A 19,657-nucleotide genomic window follows, 5' to 3' on the forward strand; every position below is an offset into this window, starting at 1 on the left:
AGAATGTGAGAGTCAGATTACAAGAGGCTTTATGAATCAAGTAATTTCTGTAGGCGCGTTAGAATCATTCCTGATTGCTATCATCGTTCTGTTTTTAGGTCATTTCATCAACTCTAAGCTCCCAGTGTTGAAAAAGTTCAACATTCCCGAACCGATTGTTGGGGGATTGATCGTCGCATGTATTATCACCGGCCTTCATTTCAATGGCGTCGACCTTGAGTTTGACCTACCGCTCCAAAACACCTTTATGTTGATGTTCTTCTCTACCGTGGGCTTGGCAGCAAACTACACCCAACTAATGAAAGGTGGCGCTAAGGTATTCCTATTCTTGGCTATCGCGTCCGTTTACATCATCATTCAAAACGGTGTTGGGGTCTCTCTGGCCACTATGCTTGGACTCGACCCTCTAATGGGCCTTATTGCAGGCTCAATTACACTATCCGGCGGTCATGGTACTGGTGCAGCTTGGTCTACGACTTTCCAAGAAGTCTATGGCTTCGACAACGTGCTAGAGATCGCTATGGCGTCTGCGACCTTCGGATTGATTATCGGTGGTATCATCGGTAGCCCGGTGGCTCAACGACTCATCCAGAAAAACAACATCGAGTCCGAGTATGGTGTTGGTACTCATACTCATGACAAGTTCCCTGAGCTTGTCACCTACAACGAGTATGAAGAGGACAAAGTGACGGCCAAGAAGGTTGTCGAAAAGCTGTTCTTCTTATTGCTCTGTGTGACTGGCGCAAAATACGCAGAGCAGTGGGTCTCAACGTTTGAGATTAGCTGGCTCATGATCCCTGACTTTGTATATGCACTGTTTATTGGTGTCATCATCACTAACTTCCTTGAAGTCACAAAGATCCGCAAACTCGATGCCGAAACTATTGATATGTTAGGCACGGTTTCGTTGTCTCTATTCCTCGCGATGGCACTTATGAGCCTGCGCCTGTGGAACATTTTTGACCTTGCTATTCCGTTCCTCATCATTCTGGCGGTGCAGTCTGTTGTGTTGGCCGTATTCTCTTACTACGTGACTTTCAAAGCGATGGGTAGTAACTACGACTCAGCTGTTATCGCCGGCGGCCACTGTGGCTTTGGCCTTGGCGCGACACCTACGGCCGTCATGAACATGGGCACCATCGTCAACCGATTTGGTCCATCGCCACAAGCGTTCATGGTCGTTCCGATTGTTGGTGCTTTCTTTATCGATATCGTTAACCTAATCATCCTCCAAGGATATATCTCGTTCTTAGGTTAACCACCCATTAGGTAAATAGGCGGCTATGTAAGTCGCCTATTTACTTTTCAGTTCCGCATACCAGCCTTATATGATCTTCCGTTCTAAGCTAAATCATCCTTCCTCAAGACCCTCTACTGACCTATTTAGTTCTAACGACATATAGGGACGGAATCCTAAATTTCATGAAAGAGCAAAATCTACGATTGAGCTCTCTTCACTTTTTGAGTGCGTGGGGGCGTGACAGCATAGGTCAGCCACGAATAAAACGGTTATAAACAAACAACAGTAAAAACGCTCCTAACGTCGCTGTGACGATGCTGCCAATATTAATCCCATCAGCACCTCCAAAACCTAGAAAGCCGCCTATAAAGCCTCCGACAAACGCACCAGCAATGCCCAATAGCATGGTCATTATCCAGCCACCACCATCTTTGCCTGGCATCAACCATTTAGCCAGTGCACCAGCAATAAGACCTAAAATAATCCAAGAAAAAATACCCATATACTCTCTCCTACTTACGCTGCAAAATTATTAATTTTGCTCGAGTGACGCCTAGATCCTAGGCGAATCGAAGCAAATCGCTAGTAACCGCTGTCGCTTCTTATATCCGAACGGTCAGTAATTTGAGAAGTGTATCGATTGTTAGAAAAAGAAAAGCCTGATTCAGACCACTGAATCAGGCTTTGTAGAAAACCGTTTATAACGCGTTAGCTTATAAGAAGTTTAGAGACGCTGTTACCGCAAATGTACCGATGTCGCCTTTGTTGATTTGGTAAACCATGTACTCTGCGCCAACAGAAAGTGGACCAAATACTTGGTAGTCAGCACCAACACCGTACATAAAGTCGTAGCTGTCTTTGTCGTAGTCGCCGCTTGCAGACCAAGAGTGCGCGCCTGCTTTACCGTACACTTGAAGTGGACCAAAGTTGATGCTCGGTTTTGCAGCAAAGTAGATAGACTCAACGTCGAACTTCTGTGCATCAGCTTCTAGTGAACCGTGGTTAGTGTAACCTAGCTCAAGACCAATGAATGGCAAGATACCTGTACCTGCGTGGATGCTAAATGCAGTATCGTTGCTGCTTTTAAGGTCTGACTGACCTACAGAAGCACCAGCGTAAATCCAAGAATCTGCTGCCGCAGTGGCAGACATACCCATTAATGCAACAGCTAAAAGCGTCTTTTTCATATTTACCTTCTTTATCTCCATGTTTTGCCCAAGCGGCAAAAAATGTCTGTCCTATTGATTGTTGGGGATTTTAAAGCATACAACGTGCCAATTACCATAATTAATTCAGCACATTGATGCTTTTTGTTAGTTTGATGCAAAATAATTGAATAAAATCAGATCGCTTCTATTGCATTTTTTACACGTTTGTCCGACACAGGGTATGGTGTGCCCAGTTGCTGCGCAAAATAGCTTACGCGCAGCTCTTCTAGCATCCAGCGAATCTCTTTGACTTCTTGTGGCACCATGACACCTTTCGGGATTTTATTCAGTAACTCTTCGTAATCATTCGCCACTGACTCAATCTTCAACATGTGCAAGCGATCTTTGTTCGGATCAATCGGCAACTTTTCCATGCGACGCTCAATCGCCCGCATATAACGTAGGATATCTGGCAGACGTTTCCAACCACATTCTGTTGCAAAGCCCTTGAAGATAAGCCCTTCAATTTGTGCCTTGATATCTGACAGCGCAAACGCCATCGTGAAGTCGATCTTACCCTTGAGCTTTTTGTTGATATTGAATGCAGTAGTCAAGATTGTCTCTACCTGTTTAGCAATTTCAACCACAGTGTCGCCCAGCTCAGCACGGATATGCTCCTTGAGAGCGTCGAACTGCTCAGGCTCCCAAACAATACCGCCCTTCTCTTCAATCAACTTGTCGATACCACAGGCGATACAGTCGTCAATCAGATCAAGCACTTTGCCATAAGGGTTAAAGTAGAGCCCTAACTTAGACTTATTCGGTAAGTTGCTGTGCAGATACTTAATTGGCGACGGCACGTTAAGTAGCACTAAGCGGCGCTGACCAGCCTGCATTGCAAGGTGCTGCTCTTGCTCCGTTTCATACAGCTTGATTTCAACACTGTCTTTATTATCAACCAGTGCAGGATAGGCTTTTACATCATAGCCGCCACGTTTTTGCTGGTAGACTTTCGGCAGTTCACCAAAGCTCCAAGTATGAAGACCCTGCTGTTCAATATCGTCATCCGCTACTTTAGACAGCGTTTGCTGAACCTTCTCTTTTAAGCTCTCTTTGAGCTCATGAAGGTCGGCATTCTCTTTAAGCTTGCGGTTACGATGGTCAACAGCGCGATAGGTGACTTTCAGGTGTTCTGGTACTTGGTCCAGTTTCCAATCATCACGCAAAATCTCCGCACCTGTCATTCTGCGCAGCTCTTTTTCTAATGCATCTAGCAGTGGCATTTCCATCGGTGTCACACGCGACAAAAAGGCATCAGCATAGTTAGGCGCTGGCACGAAATTCTTACGCAGTGTCTTAGGCAGGGACTTAATTAAACTCACAACGAGCTCATGGCGCAGCCCTGGAATTTGCCAATCAAAGCCCGCTGGCTCAATCTGGTTTAGAATCGGTAGCGGAATATGAACGGTAACACCATCATTGTCATCGCCTGGCTCAAATTGATAGCTCAGTTTCAGCTTTAGGCCATTTTGATGCCAGAAATTTGGATAGTCCAAATCAGTTACATGGCTGGCATCCCCTTTGAACAGCATCTCTTTTTCAAAGTTCAGCAGCTCACTATTGCCTTTTGACGCCTTCTTCCACCAGGTATCGAAATGACGACCAGAAACAACCTCGGTATCCACTCGCTGATCATAGAAATCAAACAGCTCATCATCATCCACCAAAATGTCACGGCGACGAGATTTATTCTCCAGCTCTTCAACTTCTTGCAGCAACTTGCGATTTTGCTTGAAGAAGGCGTGTTTAGTGTCCCACTCGCCTTCCACTAAAGCACTGCGAATAAATATTTCGCGACTTACTGGTGTATCAATGCTCCCGTAGTTAACCAGACGTTTCGGCACGATTGGAATGCCATACATCATGACTTTTTCATGCGCCATAACGGCAGCACGTTTTTTCGACCAATGCGGCTCGCTGTAGCTACGTTTAATGATGTGCTTGGCTAATGGCTCAATCCATTCTGGTTGGATCTTAGCAATGATGCGCCCCCAGAGTTTTGAGGTCTCCACCAGCTCTGCAGACATAATCCATTTCGGCTGTTTCTTAAATAGACCTGACGCCGGGAAGATATGAAAGCGCGCATTACGAGCGCCTTGATATTCATTCTTCTCCTGATCTTTCATACCCACATGCGAAAGCAAGCCCACCAGTAGTGAGCTGTGTACACCCTGATAGGAAGCAGGTTCATCATTGAGTTTAAAGTCCATTTCACGCATGGCTTGATGGATCTGGAAGTAAACATCTTGCCACTCACGAATTCGCAAGTAGTTGAGGTAGTCTTGCTTACACTGCTTGCGGAACTGATTGCCTGATAGAGCTTTCTGCTGCTTTTGAATGTAATCCCACAGATTCACAAACGTTAGGAAATCTGATTCTTCATGGAAGAAACGGCGATGCTTATCATCAGATGATTGTTGTTTGTCACTTGGTCGCTCACGCGGGTCTTGAATAGACAATGCAGAAGCAATCACTATCACTTCTTTCAGTGCGCCCATTTTCGGTGCCTCTAACACCATACGAGCCAAACGCGGATCGATAGGCAAGCGTGCCAGTTGACGGCCTGTTGACGTTAAACGTTTCTTCGCATCTTTGGCCTTATCATTGATAGCACCGAGCTCTTCCAATAGGCGAACACCATCTTGGATATTGCGTTTATCGGGAGCCTCTACAAATGGGAATGCTTGAATATCACCAAGACCCAGTGCGGTCATTTGCAAGATAACAGACGCAAGGTTAGTACGCAGAATCTCTGGATCGGTAAACTCTGGACGTGACTCAAAATCTTCTTCTGAGTAAAGTCGAATACAGATACCTTCCGCAACACGACCACAACGACCTTTACGCTGGTTTGCACTTGCCTGAGAAACAGGCTCAATAGGCAAGCGCTGAACTTTGGTTCGATAACTGTATCGACTAATACGCGCCGTACCTGGGTCAATCACGTACTTGATGCCCGGAACCGTCAGAGATGTTTCCGCTACGTTCGTCGCGAGAACAATACGTCGTCCAGCATGAGGCTGGAATATCTTGTTCTGCTCACCCGCAGACAAACGCGCGTACAGCGGCACTATCTCAGTATCACGAAGCTTGCGCTTGGTCAGAGCATCGGCAGTATCGCGAATTTCACGCTCACCATTCATGAAGATGAGGATGTCCCCTAACCCCTCATCACAAAGTTCATCTACCGCATCGAAGATGCCTTCCATCTGATCGCGATCAGCTTCATCTTCACCACCGAGAGGTCGATAACGCACATCCACCGGATAAGTACGGCCAGAAACTTCAATAATTGGCGCATCATTAAAATGCTTTGAGAATCGCTCTGGGTCAATGGTCGCTGAGGTGATGATCACTTTCAGGTCGGGACGACGTGGCAACAACTCTTTCAAGTAACCAAGAATAAAGTCGATGTTTAGACTGCGCTCATGCGCCTCATCGATAATGATGGTGTCGTACTGATTCAAAAATCGGTCGTGCTGAATCTCAGCAAGCAATATACCGTCGGTCATCAACTTGATTTGAGTATTCTCGGAAATCTGATCGTTAAATCGGACCTTATAACCGACAAACTCACCGAGTTTGGTCTCCATCTCTTCAGCAATACGTGTGGCTACTGAACGTGCTGCAAGACGGCGAGGCTGAGTGTGACCAATCAAGCCAAACTTGCCACGACCAAGTTCAGCACAAATTTTTGGTAGCTGAGTGGTTTTACCTGAACCCGTTTCGCCGGCAACAATCACCACTTGGTTGTTCTGAATCGCCTCAGCAATATCATCACGTTTTTGGCTAACAGGTAGGATTTCAGGGTAATCAATGGTCACGGCAGCGCTTGCTCGCTGCTCAGCTTCCATCATGGATTTCGCTATATCTAAGGCAATTTCGTCAAACACCGCGTTACGCGAGGCGTCTTTTTTAATTTTGTTCGCCCCTGAGATACGCTTACTTAAACGGAAGCGGTCACGCATCATACACTGGCTTAGTGCTTTGCGAAGGGACTGTGCGCTATTGGCTTGCGCTTGCTCAGTCTGTGGTTTCTGAGCGTTGTTTTCTGGCTGAGACGAGGTCAAAGCGTTTCCTATTGTTCTTACTCTTAAAACTGGCCGAATTGTAGCACAAGTTGCATCACTTTCTTCACTCCTAGCCAGTGCTTTATTGGAATTGTATGTTCTCGTCCTTCAAATCGTTGCCCGACAGATTCACGGTTTAGTTATATCCGATATAATTTTTTCGCAACATATTTGTACTATGTTCAACGCCCATTTTTTATATAATGCAAGATCACAAAGTAAATTAAGGTATTACAATGAGTCAGTCCCAAAGCTGCAGCCATTCAAGTTGCTGCTCTTCAAAGAAAAAACCAGCAACACTGGAGGCTTCGGGAAAAAGGTACAGCTGGCAATTAGAGGGTATGGATTGCCCTAGCTGTGCGGCAAAAGTCGAGAAAGCCGTAGAGAACTTACAAGGTGTAAACGCTGCGCGAGTTGCTTTTTCCACTGAAAGATTAATTATCTCCGCCACTTCTGAGCTCGATGTGAGCGAGGTCATCGCGGCGATTCACGCAACCGGCTTTTCCGTTGTTGATGAATCAAAACCAAAGTTGTCGAAGCCCGTCAATCGCCTAAAGCCCTACGCACACATTGTGTTAGTCGCTTGCCTGTTCGCTATTGCAATGATAACTGGTGCATTCGACTCAACGCTTAAGCAGGCAATGCTGTATGGTGTCACTGTGATTGCACTGATACCAATCGCGAAAAAAGCGGTCGCATTGATGCGCAATGGCACCCCATTCTCGATTGAAACCTTGATGTCTGTTGCGGTCATTGGCGCTCTGTTCCTGGGTGAGACCGTCGAAGCGGCAATGGTGCTCATCCTATTTATGTTAGGGGAGCAACTCGAGGGTTTTGCAGCGAATAAGGCGCGTAGTGGCGTGCAAAAACTGATTGCATTAACTCCAGATGAAGTTCGTCATGTTAAAGCCGATGGAGAGGTTGAGGCTGTACCTGTTGGGTCTATTTTAGTCGGTGACACAATTGAGGTTCTACCCGGTGAACGACTGTCTGTAGATGGTGAGCTACTGAGCTGTCACGGACACTTTGACCAGAGTGCATTGACCGGAGAGTCGCTACCAGTCAAATTGAAGTCTAAAGCCAGCGTCATGGCAGGTAGTCTGGTGGTTGAAAAAACGGTTCGGCTCAAAGTTACTTCAGAGCAAGGCGACAGTGCCGTAGACCGTATTATTCGATTGATTGAAGAAGCTGAAGAGAAAAAAGCCCCAGTAGAGCGCTTTATTGACAAGTTCAGCCGCTGGTACACACCGCTAATGATGTTCATCGCCCTGCTTGTCGCCGTCATTCCACCAATCGCTTTTGCAGGCGAATGGCAAGAGTGGATATACAAAGCACTCGCCTTGCTTCTCATCGCTTGCCCATGCGCGCTCGTTATTTCTACACCTGCAGCTATCACCTCAGCACTTGCTAACGCGACTCGACGTGGCGCACTAATTAAAGGCGGATTAGCGTTAGAACAGCTAGGTCGTATTGATAATATCGCATTCGACAAAACAGGCACACTGACACTAGGTCAGCCTCAGGTTGTCAACTATGTCGGTGATGACTCTGCCCTTGCGCTTGCAGCGGCGATTGAGAGAAAATCGACTCACCCATTGGCGGTCGCTATTGTGAATGAAGCAAAGCGTCGCGATTTGGATATTCCACAAGCAGAAAGTACCACTTCAATTTCTGGTGTTGGCGCATCGGGTGTGATCAATCACCAATCAGTTCAAGTACTCGCGCCTCGTCACATCAGTAACCTTGAGTCTGCTCTACTTGATGACATTCATCAGTTTGAAGCACAAGGTCAAACGGTCGTGGTTGTAACGGTTGATGAACAACCTGTCGCTACTATTGCGCTGCAAGACACCCTGCGAGACGATGCGAAAAACACCATTCAAAGCCTTAAGTCTTTGGGCATCAACAGCACAATGTTAACCGGTGACAATCAGCGTACCGCTAAGTCAATCGCAGACCAGCTAGATATCAGCTACAAAGCTGAGTTAATGCCAGAAGATAAACTTGACGCAATACGCTCAATCTCAGACTCCGTGGCAATGATTGGTGATGGTATTAACGATGCTCCGGCGTTAAAAGCGGCTTCTGTTGGTATCGCTATGGGAAATGGTACCGATGTTGCTTTAGAAACGGCAGATTGCGCATTGACTCACAATCGCCTGCAATCCATCGCCGGACTGATCAAGCTTTCTCGTAAAACGATGTCGATTATCCGTCAGAACGTCGCCCTAGCGGTGGGCAGTAAGGTACTGTTCTTAATCACTACCTTACTCGGTGTCACTGGCCTTTGGGCAGCCGTACTTGCCGACACGGGCGCAACCGCTTTAGTTACTCTAAATGCGCTAAGGCTACTAACAGAGAAGATTGATTCTTAACAGGTTCTTCCCTTCTTGTGCGATAAAAAATGCAGTGATGGTTCCCCATCACTGCATTTTTTATTCCAAGCTGTTTAGTCATCAAACAACAAATTGATGGCGACACCAATCATCACTAGCCCCATTATTGGTATCAGGACCGCTTGTGGAGAGCGCTCAATATACGGCAAGTTTTCCGCAATCAATAGACCCCACTCCGGTGAAGGTGGTTTCGCGCCCAGTCCGATGAAGCTCAATGACGTGAGACTTAACGTAATGACTGGCAACCTCAACAAGGCGTGACGCACGAGTGGCGGCAAAACATAAGGAAGTAAGTAGTACCTTAGTATGCGCCATTGCTGCGTGCCCCAAATCGGCGCTAAGTGAGTATAGGGCTGCGCTTTTGCTTCAACCAGCAAACTCGAACAGTGAGCGGCAAGCGGTGCCCACGATACAAGCACGATCGCGATCATCGCGCTGTTTGGGTTCATGCCTGTAAGACCTGCAACGAGCAAACCCGCAACGATGTATGGCACACCCTTAGTGATCTCGATAAAGCCTTGACTAAAGCGAGTACAAAAGCCTAGCAATATGCCCACAACCAGGCTCAAGAAAGTCGCAATCACACCCCCTTGTAGGGTTTCAATCATACCTTGGCCAACACGAGCGAGCATATCTCGCCCTAGACTATCTGCCCCCATAGGTGCATCAAAGCTTGGTTGTGCCAATCTCGCGAACTGGCTCAGTGTGGCATCACGTTGTGAACCCCACAGAACGACAACCGCTAGCGAAGCAAATATAGCCACACTTAATGCGCGCTTTAGTTTTGAGCTTGTAAAACTAAACGTCGAGTGACTACTAATCAGCTTGCCACTTTGCAGACTATGCCCCAAAACCAGCTTCTGCAGCATGATACCTAAGCTACTCACACATATCGAAAAAACCAGTAGGACAAGAAGCCCACCTTGAAGAAGCGGTAAATCCTGCGCTTTCGCAGCGCCAAGAATATAACGGCCTATCCCTGGTATTGAGAAGATTTGCTCAACCGCAACTGCCCCCCCCGTTAAGCCAATAATGGTCATCGCAATTTGCGGGAACAAATTGCTTATTGCGCGCCACACAGCAAAGCGAGCGATTTTTCTGTTTTTAACATTAGCGCTTAGCCAAGTAATAACCCAAGGCTCATTGAGCACTCTTTTCAAGCTATCATTCAGTAGACGGCTAAAAAGGCCACTGGCTGGCAAAGCCAATGCGAAAGCTGGCAGCCATAAGTTATCTATACTCCTCCATCCATAGGGAGGGAACCACCCTAACCAAACGGAAAAGATAAGAATCAGTAGTGCGGCAATGACGTACTCTGGAAGCGCAACCAAAACCGAACTAATGGCGTTGTGCTCTACACCTAATTGATTGCGACTCCAACGATACAAGGTATAACACACGCTGATTCCACATAGGATGATGGTGAGTCCAAAAGCGGAAGCAGTTAAGGTTAAAGAAGTAACGACGTTTTTCTTTACGCTCTCAGTCACTGATGAGTTATCAATCCAAGAGTTACCAAGATCACCCTGCATAGCGGAGCTTGCCCAACTCCACAAACGTTCGCCAGCACTTCGATCGAGTTGCAAGTCAGCTCTCACTGCAGCAAGGGCTTCTGGGGTCAGTAACTGTTGTTGGCCTGCTCGAGCTCGTAAAATCGTCTGGCTGGGATCAATACCGGAAATTTCCGGCATTAACCCCACTAAAACCACCACAATCAAAACCGCAATTGCCCTTGAAATCCAGGGCAAGGCTGCGTCAAGCTGAGAGTTGCGGGAAACAGCAGACAACATTGTGCCTATTTAACCTCTGTTGTTTGGTCTATCAGGCGACGTTCTGCTGGATCGCGTTTAGCATTAGACACTCGCGCACTTTCACCTTGTACCACACGCTCGTGTAGTAGAGGAATCGCTGCATAATGGTCTAAGATCGCACGCTCCGCAGCAATAATGGCTTTTTGGCGTGGCTCTCCGAGCTCTTGTAGATCAGCATGATCAAGTGCTTGGTCTACATCTTCAGCACAGAACTGGCCAAGGTTGAATGAACCGTTACAGCCAAAATCACTTTGCATGTAAGCCACTGGGTCACCTGAATCTAGAACCGTTGCGCGAGACAGAATAAATGCATCGAAACGTCCAGCAAGTGCATCATTCTCGATTTGCGCATATTCACGAATATCTAATTCAACGTCAAAGCCAACGGCTTCTAGTTGCTGCTTGAGAAGTGCTGCAACCTCAGGGAGTTCCGCTCGGTCTGTAAATGTACCGATAACAATTTTTTCACCCGACGCACGGCGCTCAATCGCTTGCTCTAGGCGTGGAGTACGGTATGAATCTGCCCACGGTAGTGCTGGACCTAATAGGCCTTTTGCGAGGTCCGCGTGGTTTTCATACACCGTTTCAATAATTTGGTTGCGATCAATTGCAGAAGCAGCTGTCTTTCTCATTTCTAGCTGACTAAACACTTCAGATTGATTGTTCAAGTAAAGTGTATTAGTGCGTGGCATTGAAACTTCATGCAGCAATTCGCTATCAATCATCGCAATTTGAGAAATTGGCACCGCTTCTACAACATCAGCCTCACCTGTTCTTAGCGCGGCCGCGCGAGCGAAACCATCAGGGACATAATCGGCAATGATGGTGTCAACTTTTGCCTTTTCACCCCAGTAAGCATCGTAGCGTTCAAGCTTTGCGCTCGATTGACCATTGATTTCGGTCAAAATGAAAGGCCCTGTACCTGTCTCAATTGGGGACACGCGACCATTTTCTTGATAAGCGTCTGCCGCCAAAATAGCAAGCTGTGGGCTAGAGAGTCGGCTAGGTAACAGTGGATCATTAAATTCAGTTTTAATTTCTACCGTATTGTCATCCAGAGCACGGACTTGCCACTCGATACCATCAAGAATGCGTGGCTTTGGTGCTGCTTCAAACGCTTTTTGGAAGCTCAGTACAACAGCATGTGCATCTAGATCTGCGCCGTTATGGAATTTTACCCCCTGACGAATGGTAAATGTCCAAGTAAGATCGTCAACTTGCTGCCATTCTGTTGCCAACATAGGCTCTGTATTGCCCTCGTCGTTCAAGTTCACTAGCGTTTCAGCCGTGCTCCAACGAGACAGCTTAAATGCGTCGTCCGATAGTGGAGATAAACCTGTGCGCGGTGGCTGCATCATCGCTAAACGAATCTCTGTTTTTTCTACGGCTGTCGTCTCTTGTTTTGAGTCTGAGCCAAAACAGCCTGCGAGTGGTACAGCGAGTGCTAGCGCGATGGCCAACTTAAGCTTGTTAGTTTTCATTTTTATATATTCCATTGGGTAAATAGCGTGCGTGAACCGAATCCGAATCACACACTCATCATATTTTGTGCATTGACCAGCGCTTGGCTAGTTGGATGCTGAGGATCTTGCATAACATCTTGAGTGGCACTATTTTCCACAGCCTGTCCCTTATCGAGAACTAACACCTCATCACAAAGTGCTTTCGCAGCGCCTAGATCATGAGTCACCAGAATCAGTAACATGCCACGCTCGCGCTGGAGCTTTGAAATTAGATCCAAAATATTGCGTCTGTTAATCGGATCCAAACTACTTGTTGGCTCATCAGCCACCAGCACACACGGCTCTACCACCAGTGCTCTTGCGATCGCGATTCGCTGAGCCTGACCCACTGACAACTGCCTAGGATAAAGGTCGAGTACACCGTCATGTAAACCCACATCAGCTACGGTACTGATTAATTTTGGCTCATAGTCTCCGCCAAAACCAAGGTTAATGAGGGGCTCGGAGAGGATATCTCTGACGGTCAGGTATGGGTTCAAACTCGTATGCGGCTCTTGAGGAACCAACTGAATGTGCTTACACAACTTGAGACGCTGCTGTTTGGTCAACGTTGACAATGGGTAGCCACACACTATCACTTCACCGTGTGTGGGCTTTCTTAAACCAAACAACAACTCTATTAATGTTGATTTACCTGCCCCCGACGGTCCGACGACGGCTAGGTTTTTGCTGTCTACCTTTAAACTGAGTTTGTCGAGTGCTTTAAATACCTCACCACCCAACCAAGATGGTCGAGACTGATAGTGCACACTGACATTGTCAAAGTGTACTTCAGCGGAAACGGAATGATTATGTAATTTCATAGGGAGATTATTCCACCAACTCTTTCATTTGCTGACAGAATGCATGTTCATGAGAGATGACATCATGCGGCGTCCCGAAGGCCACCATTTGACCATCACAGATAACCAGCAACTTGTCACAGGTGAGTGCTGAGGCCAAATCATGAGTGATCAGCACACCTGCAAGGTTGTCTTGCTTCACACTGCCTTTAAATAACTTCAAGATCTCTCTTTCAGTGATTGGGTCAAGTGCACTTGTTGGCTCATCGGCGATAATCAAATGTGTACTATTCAATAACGCAATGGCGATACAGATACGTTGCCTCTGCCCACCCGACAACTGACTTGGGTGCGACTTTAAAGTTTTTTCTGGCTCACTGAACCCCAAACGCTCTAGAAGAGCGATGACTTGGCTTTTATCACTCGCCTTAAGCTTAGTTTTGCTCGAAGTCAAAGCAAGGGCCAACTGAGCTTCCACACTCGCCAACGGGTTCAGCGCTTGAAGTGCATCTTGAAAAACAACCCCTGGTCTCTGTTCCTTTGAGCGTAATATCAACGGCAAATGACCGACTTCTGTTCCGGAAATACGTACACTACCCTGCATATGAATTTCATCAGGCAGGAAGCCCGCTATCGCTTTCGAGAGCATCGACTTTCCGGTTCCAGAGGGCCCCATAATCGCCAATACCTCACCAGCATAAAGCTCTAAGTTAAGAGATTGAACAATAGTTCGTGATGAACTGGTTAATGTCAGATCATTAATTTGAAGTAAAGGAGAGGTCATCTTTGAAACGGCGCTGAAATGTTATAACATCACAACTATGCCACGAAACGCCCTCGACTTAAAGGGGCTTCGGGCTTTGTCACAGAATTATTATCTAGAAGACATAATGGTAGGGTAAAAAATAGCCCAAGCGAACTTGAGCTATATAGTCGTTGCTTAGAAATCGAACTGAAGGTAAACCATATTGTAGTTACTACCCCCTTTCATTCGACCATATTGCGCAGCCGTTTCAAAAATAGCTGAACGATGGTGTAGTGTGTAACCCAGCCAGATGTCATTCCAATTACTATTATTGAAGGCATCACCCAGATTAAAATCAAATGAGAAATCGAGATAGTTAAGCAGGCGACTTGCCGTCGTGTAATCATCCTTATTAACGATCATGTCTTGATACTCAAGGTAAGTCGTTCGATCAACCCAAGATAGACCTTGTGCTAGACCAAAACGCCACTGAAATGGCCACTGAAATGTATAGTAGGCTTTTACGGCAGCAATATACTCTGTGCTATGCCCCTGTACCTCTGATGACCAGTGGTGACCGATACCCGGTGTAAAGTAAAGTTCTAAAGGTAAACCAAAAAGTGTATCGCTGAGCGGGTGACCATAGAACACCGATGTCATCTGGTTATTGTATTCATCTTTCTCGACATCCCATCGAAGAAGAATATCGCCCATGTTAGAAATCGTTCCCCAACCATGAGCAATACGTACATAAGGTTTCGCCTTAACGTCAGAGCGCTTGGTTTTCTTAGGCTCGTTAAAGAAACCGAAACCAAGGTAGACTTCTCCTTGAGTATTGCTATCAACCGCCCTACTGGAGTATGCGTTGTCGTCTAATACCGTAAGACTGGTAGAACCTAACAGGTATAGGTTTGAAACCAAATGATAGCGCCCCTCGACCCCAACAGTCGCATCAATACCCGCTCCAATGCGTTCTCCCGTGAGATCTTCAACAGCATAGTATTGTGAGTTAAACTCCGCAGACTTATAGCGTAGTGTCACACTGGGCTTAACCCACCAATCTTCACCTGTGTATTCGGTTGATATACGCCAATTACCGTGCAGAGCACCATCACTGTCGCTCAAAAGCTCTAGCTCGGCTATGGTCGCATCTGTTAGCTGATAGCCCAGAGCACCACCAAGATCCATTCGAGCACTGCCATACTCATGTTGTAAATCCTCAGGTAAATCGATAAACCTTAGGCGTGAAATTGCGTTAAATGTCCACTGCCCTTGCTCATAAGCTTTGTAACCAGCATCCAGTCCATCCACAAAAAAGTAGTCATTTTCAAAATGAAGAAGTGGAATAAAGCTTGTTGTCGAGCTGCCACTCTGGTCCAGGTCATAAGGCGTAGAAGCAACACGAAACTGCGCTGATACACCCCAAGTTTGATGTTCATTTTCTCGGTCAAGAGAGAAAGGCGAAGATACGTCCGATTCAGCAACAGCCCCGAAAGAAAGTAGGCTGCTTGCCAATGTCCAATTTAGTAAAGTTGAGCTTCTCATTGAGCCTCTAATCATTGTCCAATAGTTTTTGTTAGCCATTCACTAACGGGACAGTATAATAATCCCACATGAAAATTACGTAAATTCCTTGTAAAACAACATTCTGACATCCCTGCAAGTATAGTCACGTCCATTAATCCCCCCCACAAAGTGAGTAGTTCTCGTGACATAGCGCACATTATGTCATTGTCGTTAAAGATTTGCGACAATGGGCCGATAGATATTTGTTTTCATAATAACCGAGTTACAAAGAGTGAAAGTCTCTGATTTAAAGATCATTTTAGATACGCTTCCTGAAGGCTCTGATCCAGAGATTGTTACAGGAGAAGTCTGGCTACCTGAGAGGCTCATTGATACCCAGCTAGATAACGAGCTACTGCACTTGCAATTTGATAGCGCACCGGATGATTTCATCAGAGAAGAAGAAGGTCGCGGCTTTGTTGAACATGAAATTAATCTATTGCATAGCAAGGTAATGAAAATCCTTCATGAGCCAGCCGCGGTTGCGGACAAAGCACAGGCTCTGCTCGGTCTAATTTTGATGGCCCACGAGCAATCAAGTTCTCAAGTCATTGAGGCTATAGAAGACCTTGAAGACAACCATTAACACCATCCTTTTTTCGCGTGACCCGGCGGACAGAACTCTCCGTCGGAACGATTGCCGTCTTTTGTACTGACTTTTACGTCTACGTCCTTCACTTTGCCTTCAACACGAGTTAGCTGACAGCCACCCAATACACTTACAATAAACATCGTCAAAATCACTTCTCGCATACTTACCCCTATCTGAACAACTTTGATTACGGTTAAGTCTAGCTTGCTTCCTGACAACCCTCTATTTATCAGTGCTAATCTTCTCGCCAATCCATGTGACATAACTGTCATCACACACTTGCTACTTGAGTACACTTTTTCAACATTTTTTATCTTCACTCTTGATCAATTGTGAAAACAGCAATACTGTATACGCATACAGTATGTATATGGAGACAGTAAATATGTATCACATTGAATCACACATGCCCGCTTCCCCTGCGTCTTTCAATTCATCGAGTGCTATGAGTATTCCTCAAAGCGTATTTGCTCAACTGTCCCAAGCATCAGAGTCACGTCAGTGGATTTTCTTTACGGCTGAATGCCCTCGTCCAACTTATGGTGAATGTCTTCACTACGCTGTCGATGTCGATAAAGTCATGCAACTTAAAGCTTCTCACCAATTCAGTGAACTTGAAGTCGTCACTCGTGCACTTCAAGCTCGTAGCGCTAGTGCAATTGTTACTTCTGGTCGTTTCTCTACGATTGAACGACACTGCTTACAATCACTTGCCGAAGACCAAGGCTGTCAACTTGTGTTCCTAAATGATTTGCAATTACACACTCCACACATGGATCGTATTCATTAAGCACGAAATTGACTTTGGCTGAGTTGTTCGATTAGCCTCATTAAAGTTGTTTAAAGATGACTTTGAACAACAATAAAGCAAACGTTTGCTTTTTAGGTGGAACATCAATTTTGTTCTGGTATCATTCGTGTTGTTGTACCTATCCTCAGCAAATTTCGAGGATATTTTATTAACCGACTATTCAGTACTAACTGAATGAAAACACGATAGGAATGCCTAGATGAGCCTCGCTGATCAAGTTCTAGCCGTAAATGATGATCTTCCAATCCGCACTGATAAACCTGTTCACAGTGGCAAAGTTCGCTCTGTTTACTGGTTAACTGAAGAAGATAGCCGTCGCCTGATTAAAGAAAAGGGCTACGATGTGGCTGAAGACGCCCCTCTTGCCATCATGGTGATCAGTGATCGTATCTCAGCGTTTGATTGTATCTGGCGTGGTGAAGGCGGCCTGAAAGGTGTTCCGGGTAAAGGCGCGGCTCTAAATGCTATTTCTAATCATTGGTTCAAGCTGTTTAAAGACAATGGTCTAGCCGATAGCCATATCCTAGACATCCCTCACCCATTCGTATGGATCGTTCAAAAAGCAAAACCTGTCATGATTGAGGCAATTTGCCGTCAGTACATCACCGGCTCTATGTGGCGTGCCTACGAGAAAGGTGAGCGTGAGTTTTGTGGTATTGAGCTTCCTGAAGGTCTAGAAAAAGACAAAAAGCTGCCTGAGCTGCTTATGACCCCATCAACTAAAGGTATTCTTAAAGGCATCCCAGGCGTACCAGAAGCTGATGACGTGAATATCACACGCAATAACATTGTCGAAAACTTCTCAGCATTCAACTTTTCAAAAGCGGAAGATATTGCCCTTTACGAAAAGCTATTAAAAGAAGGCTTTGGCGTTATCAGTGACGCGCTTGAAAAAGTCAACCAAACCTTTGTCGATACCAAATTTGAATTCGGCTACGTCACAGATTCAAAGGGAGTTGAAAAACTGATCTACATGGATGAAGTAGGTACGCCTGACTCGTCACGTATTTGGGACACTAAAGAATACTTGGCCGGCAACATCGTGGAGAACTCAAAAGAGGGCTTCCGCCAATTCCTACTTAACCACTTCCCAGATCCAGATATTCTGCTTAACAAAGAGCGTATGCCTGAGCGCGATGCACTCGCTCGTGATAATGAGTTGCCAGTCGAAGCATTGATGGATATCTCTCGCACTTATACTGGAGTTGCAGAGAAGATCACTGGCCAGCCAATCAAATTGAGTGCAAATCCTAAGCAAGAGATTATTGACGTACTTGATAAAGAGTATGGTCTTATCGCTAAGTAAACCGCTTGGTTATTCTCATAATGAAGCCAGCAGTTATGCTGGCTTCATTTATTTTGTCTCTCTACGCTGATTCATTTGCATATTCCCTCAACTCTCTTCACAATACGCACCCTTTGATTTCTTAGAGTATGCTTACTTACTCTCCCTACCCCAATACGAGCGCTTTCTATGAGTTTTTCCTCCCTAGGTTTATCTGTTCCACTATTAAAAGCGGTTGACGAGCAAGGCTATACCGAGCCATCGCCAATCCAAGCGCAAGCGATTCCTGCTGTGATTACTGGTAAAGATGTCATGGCTGCAGCGCAAACAGGTACAGGTAAAACTGCTGGATTTGTTCTCCCAATTTTACAGCGCTTGTCTGATGGGCAGCGGGTGCGCGCGAATCATGTTCGCGCTTTGATTTTAACGCCGACTCGTGAACTGGCTGCACAGGTTCAAGAAAATGCCTTCAAATACAGCCGTTATACCGACCTTAAATCGACCGTGGTTTTTGGTGGTGTAAAAATCAACCCACAAATGATGTCTTTACGTAAAGGAGTTGACGTATTGGTGGCGACGCCAGGGCGATTGCTCGATCTCTATCAGCAAAACGCCGTCAGATTTGATCAGCTTGAAGTGCTAGTATTGGACGAAGCAGATCGCATGCTGGACATGGGCTTTATTCGAGATATCAAAAAGATTCTTGAACTGCTGCCTGAAAAGCGCCAAAACCTGCTTTTTTCAGCCACCTTTTCTGAAGAAATTCGTGATCTTGCCAAAGGCTTGGTTAACGACCCTGTTGAAATTTCTGTGAGCCCGAAAAACTCTACTGCAGAAACTGTTGAACAGTGTATTTATACGACAGACAAGCGTAAGAAAGCCCCACTACTGGTAAGCTTGATTAAAGAGAATGACTGGAATCAAGTGCTTATCTTTGCCAGAACCAAACACGGTGCTAACCGATTAAGCTTCCATCTTGATAAGCAAGGCATTACCTCTGCTGCAATCCACGGCAACAAGAGTCAGGGTGCGCGTACTCGAGCGCTGGAAGGCTTCAAGAATGGTGAGATTAACGCGTTGGTTGCAACAGACATCGCTGCGCGTGGTATCGATATTTCCCATCTGCCGTATGTAGTCAACTTCGATCTACCCCACGTTGCTGCAGACTATGTACACCGAATTGGGCGTACTGGCCGCGCTGGCGCGGTCGGTGAGGCGGTCTCTCTGGTTTGTAATGATGAAGTCGCTGAGCTGTTCGCGATCGAACGCCTGATTCAGAAACTGCTGCCGCGTAAAGAGCACCCAGAGTATAAAGCGGTCAATGTGGTGCAAGAGTCCGTGCTTGATACCCGTCCAATTAAAGCAAAGAAACCTAAAAAGCCGAAAAAACCAAAGGCGCAGCAACCAAGCAAAGATAAGCCTGAACATGCTGATGGTCAACGCTCTTCAAGTAAGCGCCGTGGTAATAAGCCTGTGAGCAAAAACCCGCGTCACAAACAGGTAGACAAAGTAAAAGCCAACAAAAACAAGACTAGGAAGCCAACAAAAGCGAAAGCTGAGTAATCCCAAAAAAATAAAGACTGAGGTTGTTTTCTCTCAACCTCAGTCTTCTCCGTTAGCAATAAGCT

At 46.0% G+C, this 19,657-nt stretch carries 15 protein-coding genes; 6 read left to right on the plus strand and 9 right to left on the minus strand.

From position 1 onward, the window contains the following. Positions 1–31 precede the first annotated feature (31 nt). The gene (gene gltS / locus GT360_RS08775) at positions 32–1,258 is read left to right on the plus strand and encodes a sodium/glutamate symporter (protein ID WP_164648499.1); all 1,227 of its coding nucleotides are present in this window, start codon (positions 32–34) and stop codon (positions 1,256–1,258) included. Positions 1,259–1,490: 232 nt separating this feature from the next. Here the strand turns inward: gltS and GT360_RS08780 are convergent, their stop codons facing one another. The 3 genes from GT360_RS08780 to hrpA form a co-directional block, all read right to left on the minus strand. Beyond that, positions 1,491–1,742, minus strand: coding sequence for a GlsB/YeaQ/YmgE family stress response membrane protein (locus tag GT360_RS08780; RefSeq protein WP_164648500.1), 252 nt, complete (start codon positions 1,740–1,742; stop codon positions 1,491–1,493). Between the two features lie 211 nt (positions 1,743–1,953). Continuing rightward, positions 1,954–2,427: an outer membrane beta-barrel protein gene (locus GT360_RS08785; protein ID WP_164648501.1), complete on the minus strand. Its 474-nt coding sequence runs from the start codon at positions 2,425–2,427 to the stop codon at positions 1,954–1,956. Positions 2,428–2,582: 155 nt separating this feature from the next. Then, positions 2,583–6,518 carry an ATP-dependent RNA helicase HrpA gene (gene hrpA, locus GT360_RS08790; protein ID WP_164648502.1) on the minus strand — a complete coding sequence of 1,312 codons (3,936 nt, stop codon included), beginning with the start codon at positions 6,516–6,518 and terminating at the stop codon, positions 2,583–2,585. Positions 6,519–6,754: 236 nt separating this feature from the next. Here hrpA and GT360_RS08795 point away from each other — a divergent pair, with 236 nt between their 5' ends. Further along, a complete protein-coding gene (locus GT360_RS08795) occupies positions 6,755–8,893 on the plus strand; it encodes a heavy metal translocating P-type ATPase (RefSeq protein ID WP_204274522.1) in 2,139 nt (712 codons plus the stop codon). A 74-nt stretch (positions 8,894–8,967) separates the two neighbouring features. Here GT360_RS08795 and GT360_RS08800 read toward each other — a convergent pair whose 3' ends face one another. The 5 genes from GT360_RS08800 to GT360_RS08820 all read right to left on the minus strand — a co-directional run bounded on the left by GT360_RS08800 (position 8,968) and on the right by GT360_RS08820 (position 15,320). Continuing rightward, the gene (locus GT360_RS08800; RefSeq protein ID WP_164648503.1) at positions 8,968–10,704 is read right to left on the minus strand and encodes an ABC transporter permease subunit; all 1,737 of its coding nucleotides are present in this window, start codon (positions 10,702–10,704) and stop codon (positions 8,968–8,970) included. 5 nt (positions 10,705–10,709) lie between these two features. Then, the gene (locus GT360_RS08805; RefSeq protein WP_164648504.1) at positions 10,710–12,206 is read right to left on the minus strand and encodes an ABC transporter substrate-binding protein; all 1,497 of its coding nucleotides are present in this window, start codon (positions 12,204–12,206) and stop codon (positions 10,710–10,712) included. Between the two features lie 47 nt (positions 12,207–12,253). Further along, positions 12,254–13,051 carry an ABC transporter ATP-binding protein gene (locus GT360_RS08810; protein ID WP_164648505.1) on the minus strand — a complete coding sequence of 266 codons (798 nt, stop codon included), beginning with the start codon at positions 13,049–13,051 and terminating at the stop codon, positions 12,254–12,256. 7 nt (positions 13,052–13,058) lie between these two features. Continuing rightward, positions 13,059–13,814 (minus strand): ABC transporter ATP-binding protein, encoded by a 756-nt coding sequence (locus GT360_RS08815; protein WP_164648506.1) that lies wholly within the window; start codon positions 13,812–13,814, stop codon positions 13,059–13,061. A gap of 156 nt (positions 13,815–13,970) precedes the next feature. Further along, positions 13,971–15,320: a MipA/OmpV family protein gene (locus tag GT360_RS08820; RefSeq protein ID WP_164648507.1), complete on the minus strand. Its 1,350-nt coding sequence runs from the start codon at positions 15,318–15,320 to the stop codon at positions 13,971–13,973. 253 nt (positions 15,321–15,573) lie between these two features. Between GT360_RS08820 and GT360_RS08825 the strand changes: the two genes are divergently transcribed. After that, positions 15,574–15,927: a VC1380 family protein gene (locus GT360_RS08825; protein WP_164648508.1), complete on the plus strand. Its 354-nt coding sequence runs from the start codon at positions 15,574–15,576 to the stop codon at positions 15,925–15,927. Here the strand turns inward: GT360_RS08825 and GT360_RS08830 are convergent. Continuing rightward, the gene (locus GT360_RS08830; RefSeq protein ID WP_164646940.1) at positions 15,924–16,205 is read right to left on the minus strand and encodes a hypothetical protein; all 282 of its coding nucleotides are present in this window, start codon (positions 16,203–16,205) and stop codon (positions 15,924–15,926) included. The two genes, GT360_RS08825 and GT360_RS08830, sit on opposite strands and share 4 nt — an antisense overlap. A 113-nt stretch (positions 16,206–16,318) precedes the next feature. On the opposite strand from GT360_RS08830, the gene GT360_RS08835 reads away from it, so the two are divergent. The 3 genes from GT360_RS08835 (at position 16,319) to GT360_RS08845 (ending at position 19,592) form a co-directional block, all read left to right on the plus strand. Then, positions 16,319–16,723, plus strand: coding sequence for a hypothetical protein (locus tag GT360_RS08835; protein WP_164648509.1), 405 nt, complete (start codon positions 16,319–16,321; stop codon positions 16,721–16,723). A gap of 220 nt (positions 16,724–16,943) precedes the next feature. Then, positions 16,944–18,050, plus strand: a complete 1,107-nt coding sequence (locus tag GT360_RS08840; RefSeq protein WP_164648510.1) for a phosphoribosylaminoimidazolesuccinocarboxamide synthase — start codon at positions 16,944–16,946, stop codon at positions 18,048–18,050. A 168-nt stretch (positions 18,051–18,218) separates the two neighbouring features. Next, complete coding sequence (locus GT360_RS08845; protein ID WP_164648511.1) at positions 18,219–19,592, plus strand: DEAD/DEAH box helicase; 1,374 nt, start codon at positions 18,219–18,221, stop codon at positions 19,590–19,592. Positions 19,593–19,657 lie beyond the last annotated feature (65 nt).

It is taken from the genome of Vibrio astriarenae (genome assembly GCF_010587385.1).
Lineage (GTDB): Bacteria > Pseudomonadota > Gammaproteobacteria > Enterobacterales > Vibrionaceae > Vibrio > Vibrio astriarenae.